This is a genomic window from Pseudomonas sp. Pseusp18, assembly GCF_059506005.1.
On record NZ_CP169240.1, the window covers coordinates 2,673,067 to 2,692,728 of the forward strand.

A 19,662-nucleotide genomic window follows, 5' to 3' on the forward strand; every position below is an offset into this window, starting at 1 on the left:
GCGCGGTTGCTTTATGCGCTTTTCATTTCATATCCCTGGCCTGCACCCACAGCACCGCGTCTTGCGACAAGGGCTTGCCCTTGTGGGTTTTCGTTGTACCGATGTCGAGCGCTGCAATACCCCACCAGCCGGCCCGGGGCAGGCCGATGGTCACGACGCCCTGGGCGTCCGTGTAGGTGCTCAGGGACTTGAATGAAGCTTGAGGTGCCGTTACATAGTCTTGCTGGCCGAAGGCGTTTTTCTCGATATCGACGGAATGGTTGATGTATTCGATTTCGATTTCGGCGAACGGAACGGGCTTGCCATCGGCCAGCACCAAGGCGCGGAACACTCCGCCTGTCCAGTTTGCATAAGGCTTGTTCAGTGGCTGGATCTCAACCGGCAACCCTTGTGGTTCTGCCCAGTTGCCGGGTACTCCGCCCACGTTCACGATCAGCTTGGTGAACTGTTGGATGTAGACGTCTTCCTCGGTTTCCAGGTAGGGCTCGGGCTCGAGTACGAAGATATGGTCACCCAGTGAGCGAACCAACTCCCGCGGAATCGACGCACGATAGGCAGTCGTTTGGTTATCGCGACTCTGCCACTGGACAGGGCGCAAGTATTGGCGCAGATCGATTTTTTCCCCGCCGTGCGAGCTGATGTGGCTAAAGGCGCGGGGTTCATCCATGGTCATGGTGGGGCCGCCGGAGAAGGGATGCGTGAACACCAGCGCGAACTCCAGTTTATCCGCACGCGGCAGCGCCGTTTCCTCGACGTAGAGCATCTGGAAATGGGCCTGTGCAGCGCCTGTCAGACAGCCTAATGTTACGGCGGCAAGTGCCTGGAGCAGTCGTCGTTTGATCGGCATGGTCGATTTCACTTTGAAATGTCGGAGGACTGAATCGTGGCTTGATGGTTGTCTCCACCCATGAACACAACGGAGTATTTTCCGGCGGGGGGCTGGAAGGTGTAGCTGTTGTCTTTATCGACGCTTCCTTCGAGCAACACCTTGTTGCTGGTGTCCTGGACATGGATTTTTCTGCCAGCGGCGGAGCTGCCGTCGGTGTAACCCGCCTCGCACTTCACCAGATCATCGCTCTCGATGTAGCAGTCGAAGACGGGGCCATGAGCGAAGGCTGCCTGGCAGAACACCAGGGCGCCGGCGATCAGTATTCGATGTGCTGAGCCTAGGGGTTTCATAAGGTCTTCGATCTCCACGGTCGAGGTTGATCATTGGAGCGGCGATTTGTGATCGCCGCTCGTATTGGGGCCAAGTGGCGCGAAGGCCGTCAGTAAGGAATCCAGGTTCGAACTCAGGAGTGCTTCGTACCCGTTGGCCGCGTCGGTGAGCATTCCCGGGTTGCCGGCGTCCAGTATCAACAACCGTGCGCCGCCGTCCTCGATGGCCTTGGCAATCCTGGCGTCCGGTGCCCACTTGTGGACCACCACGTGGATGTCACGCTCGCGCAGGTATCGGGTCAGTGCGGCGCGGTCGGCGTCGCTCCAGTCGATGTCCTGTCGGACGAACCAGCCGTCGACAAAAATCCCGAACTCGCCGAACAAGTAGGTGAACTCATCGGCCAGCAACAGCACGCGCAGATCCGGCACTGCCAGCAGCCGGGCACCGTAGTTGGCCTTGAGCTGGCGCAATCGGCCTTCGAGTGCGGCGAGGTTGCGCTCTATCCGAGGCGCATCGGGGGGAGACAGGCGTGCCAGGTCGGTAGCGATAATCGCCGACATGCGCATGGCGTTGACGGGGCCGAGCCAGGCGTACGGCGACAGTCCGCCATCGACGTCGCGCGCAGCGGCCCAGGGAACGTCGTTCGATGGCACGCGGGTCACGGCCACGCCCGGTTTGATGGTGTCCCATGAGTGCGAAGCATCAATCTCGACGATTCGCAGATTGTGGCGACGGGCCGTCGCGTACAGAGGATCCGCGCGCCAGAGACTGCCCAGAGTGACCACGGCGGTGGCCTGCTGGAATGCAGCGGCGTCCAGGCGCGACAGCGCGTTGGCCTGGCTTTCCATGGGCACGGCAGCGTCTGCCGGAAGGCGGGCGACCTTGAGGGTTGTGCCGTCGCTGAGCGTCGAGGTGAGCGCATACACCGCCGGCAGCGCGACAAGCACCTGCTGCTTGCCGACATCCGCAAAGGCAGAAAGCGGGCTGCCCAGCAGCAGTGCCAGCAGCGCTAGCCAGGGTCGACGTGACATGCAAAGCCATTTCATACGCTGGCACCTCTGAACCGGGACCCGGTAGCGCGGATGACGGTGGTGACGACGAACACCAGGGCGGCGACGATCACGATTGCGCCGCCTGTCGGTACGGGAATGTGGAATTGCATGGGTGCCAGGATGCCGACCACGCAGGAAAAAGTCGCGGTCAGGATGGCGCGCACGACCAGCCCCGGGAGCGAGTGGCTGATGTTGCGTGCTGCTGCGGCCGGTATAAGCAGAAGGGCTTCGACGAGCACTGCGCCGATGATTTTCAGGCAGGCTACCGTCACCAGGGTGACCAGTACGACAAACAGGTACTCGACGCTTCGCACGCGCACGCCGCGAGCATGTGCCAGGCTCGGATTGAGGCTGGCCAGCAGCATGCCGTTGTACATCGGCAGTCCGAGCAGAGCACACGTCGCCGTTACCACCAGCAGCACGTTCATGTCGGTGTAGTCGACCGCCAGGATGGAACCGAACAGCACGCTTTCCATTACGTGCGTGTTGATCTTTGCCGACACGAACAGCAGCAACGAGGCCCCGACCGCCAGCGAGATGGACAAGAACACGCCGATCAGCGTGTCATTGGCCAGCGTGGTGCGGTGCTGCGTGTACTTCAGCGTCAGGGCGAACAGCAGGCAGAAGCCGAACATTGAGAAGTAGGGGGAGGTGTAGGACTCGCCGATCAGCACGCCAATGGCAACGCCGGTCATCGCCGCATTACCGACGGCCTGACTGAAGAACGCCATGCGCTTGATCATCACCATCGAGCCCAGCACGCCCAGTAGCGGTCCGATGAGCACTGCACAGAGCAGCGCATTGATCACGAACTCGTACTCGAACGGTTGCGGCAGGATGCCACTCGCGGCGAGCGCCTGGAGCTGGTTGCGAATCAATTCGTACAGGGCGCTCATTGGGTAGCCTCCAGAGGGTAGGCGACCTGGTCGGGCGAACCATGGAACAGCACCCGCCGGTTGATGACGGTCATGGATTGCGCGATGCGCCTGACCTGTTCCAGGTCATGGTTGATCCAGAGGATGGTGACGCCGCGGCCGTTCAGCTCGGCCACCAGCGCCTCCACCAGTCGCACACCCGGTTCGTCGATGCCGGCGGTCGGTTCGTCAAGGATCAGTAGCCAGGGCGCCGGGCTGATCGCCTGTGCCAGCAGCACTCGCTGACGCTGGCCACCGGACAGGCTGCCAAAGGGTTTTGCGCCCATTCCGGCCACGCCGGTGCGCTCCAGCGCTTGGGCATTGGCCGCCTTGGCAGATCGGCTTGAGCCAAAGAAGGCCGGCCTGCGTTGACCGAGAAGGGCCATGATGTCGTTGACCGTCATCGGCACGTTGCGGTCGAAGTCCGGCAATTGCGGGACATACCCCATGGGTGTCGTGACCTCGCCTTCGAACCGGACCGTCCCCGAATGCGGCATCTGGCCCAGCAGCGCACGCACCAGTGAAGTCTTGCCGCCGCCGTTCGGGCCTACCAGGCAGTGCAGCGCACCGGCCTCTACCCGGAAGCTCACTTTGTCGAGCACTTGCGTACCTCCCAGTTGCAGGGAGACGTTATCGAACACTATGGCGGGGCCGCGCATCGCTGGTTCCTCCTTCATCGCGTTCATCGCTGCGTAAACTCAACGGCTTCGGCCAAGGTCTCGAGGTTTTCGCGCATCGCCACCTCGAATTCGTCCGGGCTATAGGTATTGCCGGTGATGTGAGACAGCGCGAACACCTTCACGCCGGTGGCTGCCTCGATAGGCTTGGCCAGGTCGAGGGAGAAATTCTTCTCGGCAAAAAGCACACGCACATTGGCCTTCTTGATCGCGTCGATGGTGTTGGCCAACTGGCGCGCAGTCGGCGCGACGCCGTGACGCGGCTCGATCACCGCACTCACGAACAGGCCGAACTCTTGCATCATGTAGTCGTAGCCAGCGTGCGTTGTCGCGCACCGGAAGGAAGACAAATCCAGCGCGGCGAAACGGGTCATGAAGCCGGCCCTTAGCGCCCGGATACGCGCGGCATACGCCAGGGCGTTTTGTCGATACGCCGCAGCGTTGTCCGGGTCCAGTTCCCCCAACCGGCGCGTGATCTCGAAGACCTGTTGTATCGCCGCCGTGGTGGAGACAAAGGTATGCGGATTGACCACCTTGACGCCGTCCTGGCCGCCGCCGATTGGAATGAGCGCAACCGAGGCATTGGCCTGGATGATCGGCAGGGTCGCCCCGCGGCCAGCGGCCTTGATGATCTGGAAGGCCCATTCATCGTGTCCGATGCCGTTGACGACCAGAACATCGATATTCATCGCGCGGGTGATGTCATCGGGCTGCGGCTGGTAGTTGTGCGGATTCGCTTCCGCCGGGATGAGCGCAACGACTTCCGCCCGATCTCCAACGATATTTGCCACGAAGCTGTAGTAGGGATGCAGTGTGACGCCGATCTTGAGCTTCTTGCCCGAAGAGGGAGCCGGGCTGGCGAGTGCGATGGCGGGTATCAGCAGCAATAGCGCGATGCATCGGCGCCACAGTGCGCGGTGTTTCGTAGAAACGGTCATGGCTGGGTTCCTTTTACGCGTTCGACTTCGCTGGCACCGTTGTAAGGGATGACCTGTCGCCAGCCATCGCCGACCAGCGATTCGGGCTTGACGATGCCAGGGTAGGGCGCGTTCGGGTCGCGGTGGACCCAGATCGTCGCTTGGTTGGCCCACATGACACCGGCATGCGCGTGACCGATGACGAGCAGGTAGGCGCTCTGGCCCGGCGCGCGGCCGGCGGAGCCGTAATAGACCGTAGCGCCCTGGCCCTGGGTGGCTTGCGACACCTTGTTGGCGGTCTGGTCCGGCGGGGTGACAGGCGCATCGGCGTGCACGTCGCCGGAAGCGGCATGCGGCTGGTGAGTGCCGGGCAGAATCAATTGCCACTGCACCTCGCCATTGGTCTTCCAGAAGGCGTCACGGTAGAAGGGCGGCAGCAAGATTTTCTGCGCACGCTCCAGCGTGATCCAGCCGCCGGTATCGTTGTTGAACCAGATGATTTCTTCACCGGCCGGCAGCAGAGCGCTGTGAATCGCCTGATCGACCGCACCCAGGCCATCGAAGGAACGCACCTGCCAGCTCAAGGTTATCGGTGGGCCGACTTTCTGGGGGCGCAGCGTTATATAGCCTGCCACGCTGGCGATGACTGCCAGGGCCGCAAGCAACAGTGCCAGCGATTCCCATCGGCCGGATACCGGGTGCACCACCTTGATTGCGCTGTTTGCGTGATCGCTGGGCATAGCTGCACCAGATGCGCGACGCGGCGATAGACGAGCCATCAGAGAAACGCGATCCAGCGGCCGAGGAACACCACGCCCGCCCACAATGCCAACGAACTGAACCCCGCGACACGCGCCTGGCTGGGAGGCGTTAGCGTTGTGTCCCATTCGGCAATGCGGCGAAAGACGCCCAAATGGAATACCCCCATGTTGAGCCCCGCCAGCAGTAACACGCCCATCTTGCACAAGAATGCGGTGTTCTCGGCATAGGTCGTGGCATTGGCGGCGAACATGAGCAGGCCGGTGATCACGCAAGCCACGAAAGCGACCCAGGTGAACGGCAGCAAATCTTTTATCAGCCGTAGCGCGCTGCGGCGATGGGAGGCAACGCCGAGCAGACGCAAATCGACGACGGCGATGGTCCCGAACACAAGAGCGATGCCGATCACATGCACCGATTCAAGGGTTGGAAAGGCGGAGCCCGACTCTCGGATGAAGGTGGCGACAGAGGTGTCCTGGAGGGCTTGTAGTGTTGGTTGAATGTCCATGGCGAATACCTGGGAGCTTTCGTTGAAAACGCTTAGATCGCGTAGGCGATCCAGCGACCACAGATGATGACGACGCACCACAAGCCGATCGACAGCCAGGCTAGCGCCTTGACAAGAGGAGGCTTGCCATCACGTTGTGCATCGTCGGCAGGGCGCAGAAGGGGGCGCCGTAAAAGCAAGGTCAGCGTGAACGCACTCACGACCAGGGCCATCTTCAGCCAGAAGGTCGAGTTGACGAGTACGCGATCAGGCTCGGCGATGATCATGATCAACCCGGTGAAGAGCAGGACGAGGAGCGCATTGCGCATCCACGGGTAGTACCGGCGAACGACGCCACGCAAGGGCTCGTCCGTGGCGAACACACCCGCCAGCCGAAGATCGGAGATGACCGCAGAGCCGAAGAGCACTGTGATAGCGAGGATATGAATGCTCTGGACGGTGGGTATGATCCAGAGAATGTCCCGGATGGCTGTGCTCAAAGGTGACGCATAGATCCAGGCAATGATGAGTGATGATGACATTTGCTGTTCTTCCCAATGGGTTAGAAGTCTTGAGGCGTTGCGATCGAACGCAGGCCCGCCGCATCCTCCGGCAGTAGGTAGCCTTCCTTGATCGAAAGGGCCTTGGCGTCTTCGAATTTCTGTTCGTAGTTGCTGAAGCTTCCATAACGCTGGCCAAGGACGTCCCTGGAGTAAGGCACCTTGGTGTCGTAGATCAGTCCGCAGCCGGTCTCCTGATCCGTGAGGTAGGTCGCACTGGGCACCTGGATCCACGGCGGGCGTACGCCCCCTTGCAGGTTTCCGGTAACAGGGTCGCGTGCGGCGGTCTTGCCATCGCGGGCGACCCTCGGAGCATTGGGCATGGGTTTGCCCTTGCGTACCCATTGGTCCATGCGATCCAGAAGCGCCGAGACGACCAGCTCCGCCGGTTCGTCGTACAGCGTCCGGCACCGTGGGTCGTCGCCCTTGCCGATGTCGGCAGCAAGCTGTTCGGTATGCTCCGTACCGAGATCGGCCAGCCGCAGATGCGGCATGCCGGTCACTTCGTAGTAACGAACCTGCGGGCTGTCGGTGTCCGGCGGCAGGTTGATGCCTTCGATCACGTCGTGCATCAGTTCGGACTGGCTGTAGACGGTCACGAACGGCACGCCATCGGGCGTATGGCGCGGCACCCGGATGACGTCGCCGCCCACTTCTCCGTAGGCCATGCGGCCGGTCATGTAGGCATCGATCAGCGGCCTTGCGTCGGGCATACGCCATTGCTGGTGCCGGCCCTGGTCGAGGTAGTCCATCCAGACTTGCGCGGTCACGGCCCAGCTATTGACGTAGATGCGTTTAACGTCGAGACCTGCCAACGGGCTTTGCGCTGCATTGGTTTTCAGCAGCAACGCCAGTTGCGCCCCGATGCCCTGGGACTGTGGAGCGAACGGATCGGGAGCTTCACCGCGGGTGAAGTGTTCCGGGTCGTAATAGCTGCCCAGCGGCGCGTAGCGTGCAAAGTCGAAGCGGCGCATGAACTCGAAGTTCACGATCCGTCCGTATTGAGCGATCTGCTCGGCCTCGGCAGCCGGGGAGTCCGAGATGAACTTGGGATCGACTGGCGGCTTGTTCACATTCAGCGTGTAGCCGACGTACGCGTAGCCGCGGCGCAGCAAGTAGTCGCGAGTCAGGATCCATCCCGCAGCGCGCTCGCCGAACCAGCTGAACGGCTCGATCACGACCGTGCCATTGAAGCGCGCGGGGTCAGCCGGTTTGCGCACCAGAATGCGGGTGGTGTAAGGCGCCTCCAACAGGGTTTTGCCCGAGGCGGTAATGGCTGGGGCGACGCCTTGCAGGTAAAACTCCTCCTCGACGTAGCCGTACTTGTCCAGGTCGCTGTATTCGGTGCCCGGGCGTTTCGCCGACGAGAGCGGTGGCTTGCCGGAGGGCGGCACCGCGATGGCCGTGGGCATGAGCGGCACCTCTGCGAACGTGTTCGACGTGAGGATCAGCAACAGCAGGGCGCTTTGCAGCGTCGGCCGCAGGATGCTGATGGTTGTCAGTCGTTCCATCCGGTCACCTCCTGGTGATTATTGATGGGGGCTTCACTCGCGGCTGAGGGATGCCTTGCCCTCGCTGTCGATCACGATCTGGTTGTTCTCGCAGACGTACTCTTGAATGGCGTAGTTGGAGCGCTTGTAGTCGAACGTGAAGCGATATGGGGTGTTGAGCACCTGCGGATCCTCGATCACGACCTGGTTTTCCAAGTGATCCGGCCCCTTCAGCCTGATGCGTTCGGTGATCTTCATATCCTGACCGTGCGGAACGTCGTAGAAGCTCACGTCCGTTCGCACGCGCTGTGTCTCCACGACGAGCGTGTCGCCTTCCCAGTGGCCGCGCGAGTGGCCTTGATATTTAGGGTCCAGCTTCTCTTTCGCAGGCATCGCCTGGTTCAGGAGAATCCGGCGTACCTGCTGGAGATACTCGCCGAGGACGATCACTTGCTTGTCGTCGTGAATGATCTGGATCGGGAAGAGCGCCGCCATCAACGTTGGCATTCCCTCGGGCAGGCATCTGGAGCTCGTTGTGGCCAACGGCGTTCCGGCCTCGTTCGCCACGGCTTGTCTCTTCTTCAGCGCGGCGTATTCGTCGGCATAGGGTGCCTTCAGGTCCATCGGTCCGCCGGGGTGCACCGGATCATCCGGGTTCTCACCGAACCAGTCGTCCGGGGTTCTTTCCCAGGTGCCGCTGATGTCGGGGCGTGTGCCGATGTTGTGTTTATCGTTTTGGGGTTTCGTAGGTGTTGCGGCGTTGCACATCCCGGCGACGAGCGCGACGCCCAGGAAAATCACTGCCGTGTTCAAGATTCGTGTCGGTCTCATTGAAACGTCTCCACGCTGCTGGTCTGTTCAGTTCGGTCGTCATGAAGGCGGGGTGGGACGTCTCTCATCCGCCGCCCGAAAGCACGACGTCACCGATCTTGATCTCCACGAGCAGCCCTCCCGGCTCACCGTTTTTCAGCGGTTTGAAGGACACCTCGGCGCTCTCGCCGGCCTTGATCGAGTCAGCGCTCCAGCCAGTGCGCTGCAACGCGTTGACGCTGCCTGTCTCGATCTTGAATCGCTGGGCCGGCGGGCCGGGTGTATCGAGGTAAATCGTGATGTGAGGATTGGTCCAGGCAAAGCGCTCGACGACACCCTTGATCGTGATCGTCTGGGTCTGGTCGAAAAGCGCGAACGAATGGTGGGCACTGGCAACAGTCGGCAGGGCACTGCAGGCGATGAGCGTCAGAAGACAAAGCCCCTGACGCAACAGCGGGGAGGGTGACAAAGGGGTCATGACGGGTGCCTCGGTTCTTATGATTCTTATGGGGCCCAGCATAGGGGCGTTGCGTTCAGAGGCCGTAGCCCAAAACGGCAACCATTCAAGGCGCTGAGGACGTTTTGCAGCGGGGGAGGTATCGCGCGAAGGGGGATGGGGCGGTCAGCCCCTTGCAAGTGCTGATTTGGGTTACCGCTCGCGCAACCCAAGCCGGAACACTCGCGGCTCGCCTCATAAATATAAAAACAGGAGAGACGTCATGCGCACCGCCAATTACGCCCCATTACTTTCGCTGGTTGCACTCTGCACGTTTGAGCCGCAGGCGCACGCCTACCAGCTCTATAACGAAGACGAGGGTGGCACTGTCCTGAACGCCGACCTTTGGGCGGGGTTCGGCTGGTTCGGCAGCGAGAAGAACTACATCGGCGACCCGCAGAGGGAGCCCGGCCGAATGCGGTGGCAAGAAGGCTTCGCCAAGTACGGTCTCAACGGCACGACGGACAAGATCAATGCCGGCTCGATCTATGGCGGACTCAGCTGGATCAGCACGGGGACATGGGGCGATGGGGACGCGGGTGGGAACACCGCCGGGGATGAAAGAAGAACGGCTGTGGAAGACGCCTACCTAGGCTGGAAGTCCGGCGATCTGATTCCTGCACTGGGCAAGGACGGCGTTGATTTCTCTTTTGGCCGCCAGCTCGTTACGGTGGATGGCTTCCTGATCACTGATGACGGGTTCAACCCCGGGAAGGCTTTCAACCCAATCGAGGGCGTCACGGATGGCCGGTTCAATCGTGGCGGTGCCTTTTACCTTGGCCCGCGGTTGGCGTTCGGGAATACGGCAGTCTTGAAACTGGGTGGTACGCAGGGCCTTCACGGTAGCCTGATATGGCTCAAATCCGATAACCCCGGGCAGTCGAAGACTGAAGTGGCGGCCGCCACCCTCGACTACACCACGCCCATCGGCTCGATCGGTTCGACGTACGTGCACGGCCTCGATGTTGAAGAGCGATTTGCCTTTGGTGATCGGCTTGAGCGCAAGGGCATGAACATCTACAGCATTCGTGGGCAGGGCAATGCCGGGATCGAGAATGCCGACTTTGCATTCGAGGTGGCACGTCAGGAAAAACGTTCGGGCTCACAACGGGCGATGTTCTTCGACGCGGGCTACACCTTCGCCGACACCCAATGGCAACCGACGGTGAGCTATCGATATTCGCGCTATTCCGAAGGCTACGACTTTCTGTTCCAGGGAGGTTTTCGCAAGCGATACCAGGGTGAAATCGCCGCGAATTACGCAGGTTCAGTGACCTCGAACATGGCGATCAACGACGTACTCCTCTCCGTCAAGCCGTCCGAGAAATTGACCCTAAACGCAATGGCCTTCAACTACCACCAGCTCTCCCGTCGGCATGAGAAAGACTTCACTGCCCGCGAGGTCGACCTTTTTCTGGACTGGATGGTGACGGATAACGTCACACTCTCGCCGCTGGTCGGCTTCTACAAGCCTGAGAAATGGCTCGGGGACGGTGGCCAGCAGAGCGGGAGCGCATCAACGAACACTTACTTCCAGTTCATCGTGTGGGTGACTTTCTGAGTCGCTGCTCGCGCCGTAATGACGAAGGTTTGTTGCAGGAATCTTGACCAGGGGGCGCCACTAGCAGTGGCGCATTCCCGATGAGAGGCTGCCAGGCAACTGGCGATCAAGGAGGGGGATTTGTTGCAGGAGGATGGGTTACGCGTCAAGCCGGCGGACTTTACCGGACCCTTCCGCTCAGAGCCATGAAGGCGTGGACGTCTTTGCGTCCACGCCCCATCAAGTCACAGCATGCGGCGCAGGACGTCATTTTGAGGGTCCCGGTCGTAAAACCGGTGTTTCAGGGCGCCCGCGACATGCAACAGGATCAGTCCGAGCAGGGTGTAGGCGAGCACCTTGTGCAGCCATTGGAAGACGACGAACCAATTGTCATTTTTCGGCAGGAGCTCCGGCAGGTTGACCCCAAAAAAGAACACCCCGTCACTCATCGTGTAGGTGCTCGACATTGAATACCCCATCAACGGCACGATCACGATCAGCGCATACATGACACGCTGCGTAAGCTTTGACAGGAACCTTTCATACGTCGCCAGCGTTTCCAGCGGCTGCGGAAGCCCGGGGGTCCGAAAACGCAGGGCGACCTGCGTCAGGACCACCAGGAACGCCAACACCCCAAAGGATTTGTGCCACGGGTAATAGAGCTCGTACTTGCTCGCCACTTCGTCATTCAGACCGGTCATATGCCAGCCTGCCCAGAGGAGGCCTGCAATGAGCACGGCGCGCACCCAGTGCAAAATCCGCAGGGACGTCGGATACCGATCGATTGTCTCTTGATTTATCGGGTTCATTGCAGTCTCTCCATTGAGCATCAAAGGCATCAAGGACGCACCTTTCAGCTGTTAGGGCACAAGGCTTCGGGGGTGGTTCCGTCAGTGCAGGGATTTGTTCTCAGGCAGGCAGCAGCACGGTGATGACCTTCTCCTCGGTATAGGCCAACGCGCCGCTAATCCCTCCTTCGCGTCCAATGCCGCTGGTCTTGACTCCGCCCCAGGGCAGGTTGGCGTCCAGCGGGCTCCAGCAGTTGATACCCACGGCACCGGCCTTCACCGCAGCGGCTACGCGGTGCGCGCGCACCAGGTCGGTCGTCCAGACCGTGGCCGCGAGACCGTATGTGGAATCGTTGGCCAGTGCGATAGCCTCATCTTCGCTGTCGAACGTGATCACCGTGCCGACAGGGCCGAAGATCTCGTCTTGGGCGATCGCCATGTCGTTGCGGGCGTTGGCGAAGATGGTCGGCCGGACAAACCAGCCCTGCTCAGGGTTCGATACACCGCCGGCCAGTAGCGAGGCGCCTTGGTCGATGCCCAGTTGGATGTAACGGTTAACGCGATCGAATTGCGCTTTCTTGGCCACCGGTCCCATCTGTACGCCGGGCTGCCGAGGGTCGCCCACCTTGACTGCTCGCGCGGCATCGGCAAGCGCCGCGGCGAAGCGATCGGCGATGCTGCGTTGTACCAGGATGCGCGAGCCGGCTGCACAGACCTGGCCCTGGTTGGCGAACAGGCCGAGTGCACAGCCGCGCAGCGCGTCCTCGAAAGAGGCATCGTCGAAGACAATTTGTGGGCTCTTGCCGCCCAGTTCCAGTGCCACGCGCTTGAACAGCACACCGGCAGTGCGCTGGATTTCGCGTCCGGCCTCGGGGCTGCCGGTGAAGCTGATCTTGGCGACGTGAGGGTGTTCGCACAAGGCGCGACCCACTTCCTCGCCGTAGCCGGTGACTACGTTGATCACGCCGTCAGGGAAGCCCGCTTCCTGAGCCAGCGCCGCCAGGTGCAGGGCAGACTGCGGCGTCTCCTCCGAAGGCTTGATGACCACGGTGCAGCCTGCTGCCAGCAAAGCGGCGAGCTTCCAGACCGTGATCATCAACGGTGAGTTCCAGGGAACGATGGCACCGACCACGCCCACCGGTTCCCGTACCGTGTACGAGAGGGTCTTGTTGCCGAAGTAACCACCGGTGGGAATGGTGCGACCTTCGAGCTGGTTGGCCCAGCCGGCGGCGGCACGCAGGTTGGCGATCGCGTTGGGCAAGTCCATCCGGCGCGGTTCGATGGGTGAGCGACCGATGGCGTTGGCGTCCAGATCGGCCAGCAATTCGCTGTCGCGCTCTACCAGGTCAGCCAGTTTCGACAGCAGTCGACCGCGCTGGGCGCCGTCGAGCTGGCTCCAGATGCCATGCTCAAGTTGGGTGCGCGCCGCGTTCACGGCACGGTCCACGTCCTCAGCCGTGCCGCGTGCGGAGCTACCGTACACCTGTTCTGTCACGGGGTTGACGAGGTTTATGCGACGGCCGTCGGAAGCTTCGAAGGACGCGCCTTCGATGAAGTGATTCATGTGCTCAGTCATTTTGGGATCCATGAGTGATGTGCAGTGGTCAGGTCATGCCTTGAGGGAAGCCAGGGCATCGCCGAAGATGTCCAGTGCCTTGAAGAACAGCGAGCGTGAGATCGTCAGCGAGGGCATGACACGCATCACGTTGCTGTAGCGACCGCAGGGAATCATCAGCACGCCGTGGTTCAGCAAGTAGCCCATGAGCTGGCCGATCTTTTCCGGCGCCAGGGGGGCCTTGGTGGCTGGGTCTTCGACCAGCTCGATACCGATCATCAGGCCGCGACCGCGTACTTCACCAACGAACGGGCTGTCGAAACCACGGATATATTCCTGCGCGTCCAGCCCCAGCGTGTGAGCGCGGTTGAGCAGATCGAGCTCCGGGTCCTGCAGGATGCTGATGTTGGTCAGCGCCACTGCTGCGGACAACGAGTTGGCGGCGAAGGTATTGGGCATTGATCCGTCAGGAATCGCGGCCGCCAGGTCCGAACGCATGATCAGGCCGGCCATCGGCAGATCGCTGCCGATACCCTTGCCGAAGGTGAGCATGTCTGGCTTCACACCCGAGTGCTCGACTGCCCACATCTTGCCGGTGCGCCCAGCGCCGGACTGCACTTCATCGACGATCAGCAGCGTACCGCTACGGTCGCATGCCTTGCGCAACAGCTTCAGGAATTCTGGTGAAGGGGGCACGTAGCCACCTTCGCCCTGCACCGGTTCGACGATCACGGCGGCCACGTCATCGGCGGCGGTGTAGGGGGTGTTCAGCAGGTAGTCCACGTACTCGCCGGCGATCTGCTCGGCGCTTTTGTGAGTGGTGTCGAAGGGAAAACGGTAGGCATAAGGGTAGGGGGCGTGAATGACGCCACCCATCTGCGCGCCGTAGCCCTTGCGGTAGTTCGTGCCTGTCGTCAGGGAACCCGAGGCGTTCCATACGCCGTGGTAGCCACCGTGGAAGGCGATGATCTGGTGCCGCCCGGTGATGCGTTTGGCGAACTTGATGGCGGCCTCCAGCGCATCGCTGCCGCTTTGCGTGAAGAAGGTGATGCAGTCGCCACGCAAGCCGTCGGGCGCGATCTCGGACAGCTTGGCTGCCAGTTCGGTGCGTCGGGTGCTGTTGACTTCCAGGGCATGCATCAGCACTTCGGACTGTTCGCGGATGGCCTGCACCACTTTCGGGTGGCAGCGGCCTACGCTGCTGACGCCCACGCCGGCGGACAAATCGATGTAGGTGTTGCCATCGGGGTCCTTGAAGGTCGCGCCGAAGGCGCGGTCCATGGCCACAGGCATGCGTCCGCCGCCGCGCGCCATCGACTCGGTACGTGCCGACAACGCCAGGGCTTCGCTGGTCCTGGGGCCGGGTAGTGTGCTGGATGTAATCCGCGGAGCATCCGCGAAGTGCAGGGATTCTAATTTGGCTTCACTCATGACGACCTCTGGATGTCGGTTTCTGTGTGCCGATCATCCTCGTTGTGTGTCCCTGGCCGGTATCCCGAATCGGCACATGAGTGGACCGCCCCGAATGCAAGTTCCAGCGAATTGACAATTGCTCAAGGAATTTGCAGGATTTCCACTATGTGCAAATAGCGCATAGGATGGCGGTCTAAAAACAAGAATATTGGCAGAGGCTTCCGTACATCATGAAGAATCAGAGTATCAGCCATTTTCGAGACATCCATGTCCATGCAGCCACCGTCCAGGAGTGGAGCCAGGACTACAGCCAGTTAACCGCCGGCTCGACCGAGAGTTCGCTGATGCAGTTGACGACTGCGCGTTGCCACGTATTTCGCGAGCAGATCAACCAGCGTGTCGTGCAGCACGGCGTGGCACCCCGAGGCAAGATGTGCTTTGCCGTGCCGATCACCGTCCCGGGTTCGATTCGGATGCAGGGGCGGGAGGTGGACGACAGCAGCCTGTTCTTTCTTCACGGTGGCGAGGAGTTCATGTTCCATATGCCGACAGGCATGGAGCTGCTGTCCATTACCTTCGAACGTGAATTGTTCGAGCAGGCGTTGGCGCAAACGGCGTCGGCTCAGGAGGTCAGTCTGTTGCTGCGTCAGCCGGTGATCAGGGTTTCCGCGCCGCGCTTTGCAGATGCTCGCCGCCGATTGCTGGCGCTGTTCTCCCAGGCCCTGGTGAACGAAGAACTCGACAGCGCGCGCGAGCTGGAACTGGAACAGGCCATGCTCGGCGAGTTGCTGCAACTCATGACCGACCCGGCCTGCGACAAGCACCAGCGCAGCCCAAGCTCCACACGCAGCTTCATTGTCGAGAAATGCCACCGCCTGGCGACGGCGGAGATGATGAACGTGCCCAGCGTGGACGAGTTGTGCCAGCGACTCCACGTGAGTCGGCGTACCGTGCAGAACAGCTTCCGTTCGGTTGCCGAGACGACGCCGCTGAACTACTTGCGCTCCGTGAGGCTCAACGGTGTACGCCGAACCTTGATGTCCACCCGCGCGTCGCATCTCTCGATCGGCGATGCCGCTGCCCAATGGGGCTTCTATCACCTCAGCCATTTTGCGGCGGAGTACCAGGAGCTGTTCGCAGAGTTGCCGTCCCATACCGCGCGCGCAGCCATCACCGTTTGCGCTCGTGCCTGAACAGCAGCCCGCTGCATTCAGCGGCGGGGTGACTGTCGACTCCACAAGGATGTAGAAAAAGATGAATAGCCTTCGCCGCCTGCTCATGGTCTTCGACCTGTTCCGCCCGGAACAGCCGGTGATCGATGTAGACATCGTTTGCCAGGAGCTCGGCTATACGCCCGCCACCGCCTATCGTTATCTGCGCGAACTCGGCGACGCGGGCTTTTTGAAGCGATTGCCGCGCGGTTATGCACTCGGCCCGCGAATCGTCACGCTGGAGCATCAGATGGCGAACTACGACCCGTTGTTGGCATGCAGCCGGGACCTGGCCGACAAACTGGTCGCCGATACCGGCCTGGATGCGCTGGTCAGCGAGTGGCATGGCGACTCAGTGGTCAACGTGTTGATCCATCGTGGCTCCGATGCCGGACCGGTCGGTGGTGACAGGGGGCGGCCGATCGATCTTTTTCACAGCGCGACCTCCCGGGTCGTATTGGCTTATCTGCTGCCGCGCCAGATCCGACGCATCTACGATGCTCACGCGAACCCATCCGAATTGCTGCATCTGGGGCTGGAGTGGAAGCCGTTCACCAAGAACCTGCTCGCCATCCGCAAACAGGGCTACTGTATCAGCGAAAACGAACTGCACCCGGGGCGTAGTGGCGTCGCGGCGCCGATCTTCGACGAAAAGCAGCGAGTCCTCGGGAGCATGACCCTGGTTGGGCGCAGTGAGCGGTTCCGTGCGTTTCAGCAGAGCTACCTGTGTGACCTGGTGACCGGCGCGGCATCGGAACTGACGGCGCGTATCGCCTTGCAGTGAGGTGAGAGGGCGGGTGGCGGCCCAAAAAAAACGCAACGCTCACTGTTCAGGCCTGAGATAAATCCCAGCGAGTAAGCGAGATAAATCCGGTCCATTCCGGGATAGGCTGGCACAAATTGGGACAGCCGGTGCAATACCGTTGCACCACCCGTGGCGAGGGAGCTTGCTCCCGCCGGGCTGCACAGCAGCCCCAAACTCAGCCCCCAATGCTGCCTGTGACGCACCGCAAACCCAAAATGGAAGGCATCCCATGTTCACCATCCAACTAGAGCACCAACACCTGCACCAAACCCTAAACCAAGTGGAAAGGACCATCGGCGACCTCACGCCACTCATGCACAGTCTGGCCGCCGAGCTCGCCAGTCAAACCGAAGAAAACTTCGAACACGAAGGACGCCCGCGTTCGCTCGAACTCTTCGACACCACCACCGAACGCCGAGCCAACAACGGTCACTGGACTGGCAAGATTCTGCAAGTCAGCGCCGCCGGCTTAGCCGCCTCAAGCACCACCCAGGCCACCGACAGCTCGGCGCTGGTGGGTAGCAACAAGCCCTATGCGGCGATGATACAGTTCGGTGGGGATCAAGCTGATTTTTCGCAGCTGTGGGGGATGTCCCGGGCCGACCGTATTTGCCCATGGATGCTGAAAGCAACCTGCAACCTGAAGCGGAAAAGGTCATCCTAGATTTAGCATTAGCCCACCTGGAAGTCGCTACCAAAGGTGTTTAGCCTCGACTCAAGAAAATTCCCCAAATTTGCGACGTAGGGTAGGCTATGGCCACTCGCCATATCATGGATGTCGGGATTAAAAATGGCTCATCTATTTTATGAAAAAACGTTCCGAAGAGCATTGAGCATGTAAATTCGGACGTGTTTCTAAATTTCCTGACCGCTATGACGAATGGGCAACTACCTGATCAAAATCGCTGAGGAAAACCCATGATCCTGGGCAGCGGCGGTGGCTGTACATCGACGAATATCTAGCTAAAGGGAGTTACCAACATGGTGTGCTGCTGCCATTTGCTCGCATCACCTTTGAACGCCCCAATGTTCTTAATAAAAGCATCACTTGCCAAACACAGTCAAAGAGTTACACGGCCTGAGCTTTCTTATATATCGCGATGTTTACCCTCCGCCCTCCTCATAAAGTGCCAACCTAACGATATCAGTGGTTTCTAAAATGAAGAAAAATTTTATTAACGAGTATGAAGCAGCTTTGAAATTTGATCTGTCGCCGACTCTTTTGCGATGGATCACTTCAAATGGAATCCTTGATAGAACCAAAATAAGCTATGAGGAACGCGATGAGGTCTATTACTACGACCAAGACGAGCTCGCTAGGTTAAATCAAAAGATGGAAGGTAAGTGGCCAAAAACTGATAAAGGACAAAGACCACATATTCCAGAAGGAATAAAGCGTGAAATTAGGCACGAAGCACGAAGCTCTTGCCCGGTATGCAACAAGAGTCACGGCGAAATTGCGCATATTGATTGCGTCTCCGCCACCCACTGCAATCATCCCAAAAATCTAATATTTCTTTGCCCTGATCATCATACGGAATATGACAATGCTCGAATTCCCGCAAACATCGACAGGGAAGAAGTTCTAATACTCAAGGGCGCTTTAAAGATATTTCAGCGGCAGTTGTGGAAGCTTCAGGGAAATCTGATCGGGTCATATCTTGCAGGCCTTAACTCCGCCAAGTCATTGTTGGGGATTCATGAGATTGTTCGTAACATCATACCTGATGATGAATTCAAAAGCACCTTGGACAAGATTGCGACATCTACAGAAGCTTATTCGGTTACTGAAGTCGATCATGCCAACTTTACCAGTTCAGAATCCGTAAGTGTTGCAATTGATTCATACATAGAACAAAATCAAGAGCACATATGTCCACTCTGTGAGGGGCACGGCGCAACCAGTTTTTACGATCCGTGCCCCGTATGTTTAGGCGATGGAGAGATAGATGCAGAAATTAAGGATCGAATTGATCTATCTGCCTATAAATTGGTTGACTGCCGGTTATGTAGTGGGGCTGGCACGAACGGTGGTGCGGATTGTCCGGCATGTGGCGCTGAGGGGCAGGTCTCTCAGAATTATTACGACCATCACGATTGGTCCATGTACGATTTAGTTACGTGCAAGCTTTGTGATGGCAGTGGTCGGCATAATGGCGATGATTGTCCGCCCTGTGGCGGTGAAGGCCAAGTCTCTCAGGGTTTTTACGATTACCACGATTGGTCAAAGTATGATCTGGTCACGTGTAAGCTCTGTGATGGCAGTGGTCAGCATGATGGCGATGATTGTCCACCGTGCGGTGGTGAAGGCCAAGTCTCTCAGGGCTTTTACGATTACCACGATTGGTCAAAGTATGATTCGGTCACGTGTAAGCTCTGTGATGGTAGTGGGAAACATGATGGTGATTATTGTCCGCCATGCCTTGGTGAAGGCCAAGTCTCTCAGGGCTTTTACGATTACCACGATTGGTCAAAGTATGATTCGGTCACGTGTAAGCTCTGTGATGGCACTGGTCAGCATGATGGTGATGATTGTCCACCGTGCGGTGGTGAAGGCCAAGTAACCGAGGGCTTTTACTATGATCATGATTGGTCAAGATACGAATCGGTAGAGTGCCAGCTATGCAAGGGCGAAGGACGTTATCATGCAAATGATTGCATACCATGCAATGGAGAGGGACGAGTCTCCCAAAAGTTTAGTCGCCATCATAACTGGAGACAATATAAATAATCTAAACTTGCAAGCACAGAGATGATCTCTGAGTGCTACTTGATATAAGTACAAAAAACATTATTAAACCTAATTGAGGCGTGAGGGAGCCAGAGTTAAAAAATAAGCGAGGAGGTTTGCTGCCCATTAGTGGAGCAAGCTCCCCGCTTTTTTACATGCGCTAAATAAAGAGCGATGTAACGTGGGCGGCGGCTTCGTGTTGGCAATTTCTGTGATTGACTGCTTCTTTGGATCAGTAGCGGCTCTCGACGAAAGACAGCTATCCGCCACACCACGGTCCATGAGGCTGGAGCAGTAA

At 59.4% G+C, this 19,662-nt stretch carries 20 protein-coding genes; 5 read left to right on the plus strand and 15 right to left on the minus strand.

Annotated features, from left to right (window positions below; translation table 11 throughout):
- Positions 1 to 22: 22 nt before the first annotated feature.
- From ACEN9A_RS12160 to ACEN9A_RS12215, 12 genes are all read right to left on the minus strand, one after another.
- A complete protein-coding gene (locus tag ACEN9A_RS12160; protein ID WP_028940857.1) occupies positions 23 to 847 on the minus strand; it encodes a DUF4198 domain-containing protein in 825 nt (274 codons plus the stop codon).
- A gap of 8 nt (positions 848 to 855) precedes the next feature.
- A complete protein-coding gene (locus ACEN9A_RS12165) occupies positions 856 to 1,197 on the minus strand; it encodes a hypothetical protein (protein WP_258673731.1) in 342 nt (113 codons plus the stop codon).
- A gap of 12 nt (positions 1,198 to 1,209) precedes the next feature.
- Positions 1,210 to 2,190, minus strand: coding sequence for a metal ABC transporter solute-binding protein, Zn/Mn family (locus tag ACEN9A_RS12170; RefSeq protein WP_413386532.1), 981 nt, complete (start codon positions 2,188 to 2,190; stop codon positions 1,210 to 1,212).
- 11 nt (positions 2,191 to 2,201) lie between these two features.
- Positions 2,202 to 3,107 (minus strand): metal ABC transporter permease, encoded by a 906-nt coding sequence (locus tag ACEN9A_RS12175; protein WP_258673741.1) that lies wholly within the window; start codon positions 3,105 to 3,107, stop codon positions 2,202 to 2,204.
- Positions 3,104 to 3,784: a metal ABC transporter ATP-binding protein gene (locus ACEN9A_RS12180; protein WP_258673742.1), complete on the minus strand. Its 681-nt coding sequence runs from the start codon at positions 3,782 to 3,784 to the stop codon at positions 3,104 to 3,106. The genes ACEN9A_RS12175 and ACEN9A_RS12180 overlap by 4 nt, the downstream gene beginning before the upstream one ends.
- Before the next feature lie 23 nt (positions 3,785 to 3,807).
- Positions 3,808 to 4,740 carry a metal ABC transporter solute-binding protein, Zn/Mn family gene (locus ACEN9A_RS12185; protein WP_018927832.1) on the minus strand — a complete coding sequence of 311 codons (933 nt, stop codon included), beginning with the start codon at positions 4,738 to 4,740 and terminating at the stop codon, positions 3,808 to 3,810.
- Positions 4,737 to 5,459 carry a DUF6162 family protein gene (locus ACEN9A_RS12190; RefSeq protein ID WP_258673744.1) on the minus strand — a complete coding sequence of 241 codons (723 nt, stop codon included), beginning with the start codon at positions 5,457 to 5,459 and terminating at the stop codon, positions 4,737 to 4,739. Before ACEN9A_RS12190 ends, ACEN9A_RS12185 begins: the two co-directional genes overlap by 4 nt.
- Before the next feature lie 38 nt (positions 5,460 to 5,497).
- Positions 5,498 to 5,986 (minus strand): DUF6644 family protein, encoded by a 489-nt coding sequence (locus tag ACEN9A_RS12195; protein WP_018927834.1) that lies wholly within the window; start codon positions 5,984 to 5,986, stop codon positions 5,498 to 5,500.
- 32 nt (positions 5,987 to 6,018) lie between these two features.
- Positions 6,019 to 6,507: a DUF6644 family protein gene (locus ACEN9A_RS12200; protein WP_018927835.1), complete on the minus strand. Its 489-nt coding sequence runs from the start codon at positions 6,505 to 6,507 to the stop codon at positions 6,019 to 6,021.
- Positions 6,508 to 6,527: 20 nt separating this feature from the next.
- A complete protein-coding gene (locus ACEN9A_RS12205; protein ID WP_258673746.1) occupies positions 6,528 to 8,036 on the minus strand; it encodes an alpha/beta hydrolase domain-containing protein in 1,509 nt (502 codons plus the stop codon).
- 33 nt (positions 8,037 to 8,069) lie between these two features.
- Positions 8,070 to 8,828, minus strand: coding sequence for a hypothetical protein (locus ACEN9A_RS12210; RefSeq protein ID WP_258673748.1), 759 nt, complete (start codon positions 8,826 to 8,828; stop codon positions 8,070 to 8,072).
- Between the two features lie 82 nt (positions 8,829 to 8,910).
- The gene (locus ACEN9A_RS12215) at positions 8,911 to 9,303 is read right to left on the minus strand and encodes a DUF6152 family protein (protein ID WP_258673749.1); all 393 of its coding nucleotides are present in this window, start codon (positions 9,301 to 9,303) and stop codon (positions 8,911 to 8,913) included.
- A gap of 241 nt (positions 9,304 to 9,544) precedes the next feature.
- On the opposite strand from ACEN9A_RS12215, the gene ACEN9A_RS12220 reads away from it, so the two are divergent.
- Entirely contained in the window at positions 9,545 to 10,882 is a 1,338-nt protein-coding gene (locus ACEN9A_RS12220; RefSeq protein ID WP_258673751.1) for an alginate export family protein, read from the plus strand.
- 224 nt (positions 10,883 to 11,106) lie between these two features.
- On the opposite strand, the gene ACEN9A_RS12225 is transcribed toward ACEN9A_RS12220, so the two are convergent.
- The 3 genes from ACEN9A_RS12225 to ACEN9A_RS12235 all read right to left on the minus strand — a co-directional run bounded on the left by ACEN9A_RS12225 (position 11,107) and on the right by ACEN9A_RS12235 (position 14,635).
- Positions 11,107 to 11,670 carry a cytochrome b gene (locus ACEN9A_RS12225; protein ID WP_258674174.1) on the minus strand — a complete coding sequence of 188 codons (564 nt, stop codon included), beginning with the start codon at positions 11,668 to 11,670 and terminating at the stop codon, positions 11,107 to 11,109.
- 100 nt (positions 11,671 to 11,770) lie between these two features.
- On the minus strand, positions 11,771 to 13,225 hold the full coding sequence (locus ACEN9A_RS12230; RefSeq protein WP_258673752.1) for an aldehyde dehydrogenase family protein: 1,455 nt from the start codon (positions 13,223 to 13,225) through the stop codon (positions 11,771 to 11,773).
- A 33-nt stretch (positions 13,226 to 13,258) separates the two neighbouring features.
- Positions 13,259 to 14,635, minus strand: coding sequence for an aspartate aminotransferase family protein (locus ACEN9A_RS12235; RefSeq protein WP_258673755.1), 1,377 nt, complete (start codon positions 14,633 to 14,635; stop codon positions 13,259 to 13,261).
- A gap of 212 nt (positions 14,636 to 14,847) precedes the next feature.
- On the opposite strand from ACEN9A_RS12235, the gene ACEN9A_RS12240 reads away from it, so the two are divergent.
- The 4 genes from ACEN9A_RS12240 to ACEN9A_RS12255 all read left to right on the plus strand — a co-directional run bounded on the left by ACEN9A_RS12240 (position 14,848) and on the right by ACEN9A_RS12255 (position 19,364).
- Complete coding sequence (locus ACEN9A_RS12240; protein ID WP_258673756.1) at positions 14,848 to 15,810, plus strand: helix-turn-helix domain-containing protein; 963 nt, start codon at positions 14,848 to 14,850, stop codon at positions 15,808 to 15,810.
- 61 nt (positions 15,811 to 15,871) lie between these two features.
- On the plus strand, positions 15,872 to 16,612 hold the full coding sequence (locus ACEN9A_RS12245; protein WP_258673757.1) for an IclR family transcriptional regulator: 741 nt from the start codon (positions 15,872 to 15,874) through the stop codon (positions 16,610 to 16,612).
- 250 nt (positions 16,613 to 16,862) lie between these two features.
- On the plus strand, positions 16,863 to 17,297 hold the full coding sequence (locus tag ACEN9A_RS12250) for a phage virion morphogenesis protein (RefSeq protein ID WP_258673758.1): 435 nt from the start codon (positions 16,863 to 16,865) through the stop codon (positions 17,295 to 17,297).
- Positions 17,298 to 17,792: 495 nt separating this feature from the next.
- On the plus strand, positions 17,793 to 19,364 hold the full coding sequence (locus ACEN9A_RS12255; RefSeq protein WP_258674240.1) for an HNH endonuclease signature motif containing protein: 1,572 nt from the start codon (positions 17,793 to 17,795) through the stop codon (positions 19,362 to 19,364).
- The last annotated feature ends 298 nt before the right edge of the window (positions 19,365 to 19,662 follow it).

What these genes read in the sequence shown, in the direction of transcription:
- ACEN9A_RS12160 (WP_028940857.1), bottom strand. Translation starts at nt 847, where the DNA reads ATGCCGATCAAACGACGACTGCTCCAGGCACTTGCCGCCGTAACATTA.
- ACEN9A_RS12170 (WP_413386532.1), bottom strand. Translation starts at nt 2,190, where the DNA reads ATGTCACGTCGACCCTGGCTAGCGCTGCTGGCACTGCTGCTGGGCAGC.
- ACEN9A_RS12175 (WP_258673741.1), bottom strand. Translation starts at nt 3,107, where the DNA reads ATGAGCGCCCTGTACGAATTGATTCGCAACCAGCTCCAGGCGCTCGCC.
- ACEN9A_RS12180 (WP_258673742.1), bottom strand. Translation starts at nt 3,784, where the DNA reads ATGCGCGGCCCCGCCATAGTGTTCGATAACGTCTCCCTGCAACTGGGA.
- ACEN9A_RS12185 (WP_018927832.1), bottom strand. Translation starts at nt 4,740, where the DNA reads ATGACCGTTTCTACGAAACACCGCGCACTGTGGCGCCGATGCATCGCG.
- ACEN9A_RS12190 (WP_258673744.1), bottom strand. Translation starts at nt 5,459, where the DNA reads ATGCCCAGCGATCACGCAAACAGCGCAATCAAGGTGGTGCACCCGGTA.
- ACEN9A_RS12195 (WP_018927834.1), bottom strand. Translation starts at nt 5,986, where the DNA reads ATGGACATTCAACCAACACTACAAGCCCTCCAGGACACCTCTGTCGCC.
- ACEN9A_RS12200 (WP_018927835.1), bottom strand. Translation starts at nt 6,507, where the DNA reads ATGTCATCATCACTCATCATTGCCTGGATCTATGCGTCACCTTTGAGC.
- ACEN9A_RS12205 (WP_258673746.1), bottom strand. Translation starts at nt 8,036, where the DNA reads ATGGAACGACTGACAACCATCAGCATCCTGCGGCCGACGCTGCAAAGC.
- ACEN9A_RS12215 (WP_258673749.1), bottom strand. Translation starts at nt 9,303, where the DNA reads ATGACCCCTTTGTCACCCTCCCCGCTGTTGCGTCAGGGGCTTTGTCTT.
- ACEN9A_RS12220 (WP_258673751.1), top strand. Translation starts at nt 9,545, where the DNA reads ATGCGCACCGCCAATTACGCCCCATTACTTTCGCTGGTTGCACTCTGC.
- ACEN9A_RS12225 (WP_258674174.1), bottom strand. Translation starts at nt 11,670, where the DNA reads ATGAACCCGATAAATCAAGAGACAATCGATCGGTATCCGACGTCCCTG.
- ACEN9A_RS12230 (WP_258673752.1), bottom strand. Translation starts at nt 13,225, where the DNA reads ATGACTGAGCACATGAATCACTTCATCGAAGGCGCGTCCTTCGAAGCT.
- ACEN9A_RS12235 (WP_258673755.1), bottom strand. Translation starts at nt 14,635, where the DNA reads ATGAGTGAAGCCAAATTAGAATCCCTGCACTTCGCGGATGCTCCGCGG.
- ACEN9A_RS12240 (WP_258673756.1), top strand. Translation starts at nt 14,848, where the DNA reads ATGAAGAATCAGAGTATCAGCCATTTTCGAGACATCCATGTCCATGCA.
- ACEN9A_RS12245 (WP_258673757.1), top strand. Translation starts at nt 15,872, where the DNA reads ATGAATAGCCTTCGCCGCCTGCTCATGGTCTTCGACCTGTTCCGCCCG.
- ACEN9A_RS12250 (WP_258673758.1), top strand. Translation starts at nt 16,863, where the DNA reads ATGTTCACCATCCAACTAGAGCACCAACACCTGCACCAAACCCTAAAC.
- ACEN9A_RS12255 (WP_258674240.1), top strand. Translation starts at nt 17,793, where the DNA reads ATGAAGAAAAATTTTATTAACGAGTATGAAGCAGCTTTGAAATTTGAT.